This window comes from Nocardioides mangrovicus (assembly GCF_003674065.1).
GTDB lineage: Bacteria > Actinomycetota > Actinomycetes > Propionibacteriales > Nocardioidaceae > Marmoricola > Marmoricola mangrovicus.
Genome location: NZ_RDBE01000012.1, coordinates 1 through 216 on the forward strand (window position 1 = coordinate 1; position 216 = coordinate 216).

At 73.1% G+C, this 216-nt stretch carries 1 protein-coding gene; it reads right to left on the minus strand.

Annotation, left to right across the window (positions count from 1 at the left end; all coding sequences use genetic code 11):
• Nucleotides 1-192 (minus strand): hypothetical protein (locus tag D9V37_RS19965; protein WP_147456015.1); only part of this gene is annotated, 192 nt, incomplete at its 3' end.
• Nucleotides 193-216 lie beyond the last annotated feature (24 nt).

Sequence of the window (216 nt, forward strand, 5' to 3'; positions counted from 1 at the left end):
GGTTTCCCCGGCGGCCCGCTTGCGGGCGATGAAGTAGACCGCGAGCGTGTCGGCGGCGACCGGGGTGTAGGCGGGGATCGTCGGCGTCGTGGTCAGCGCGGTGTTCGTCGCGGACGCGACGGCGTCGTAGGGGCCGTCGGTGACGAGCCCGGCGATGGCCCACAGCCCGCCGCTGGACAGCGTGAACGACACGCTCGTGCTCGACTCGGTGGTCGC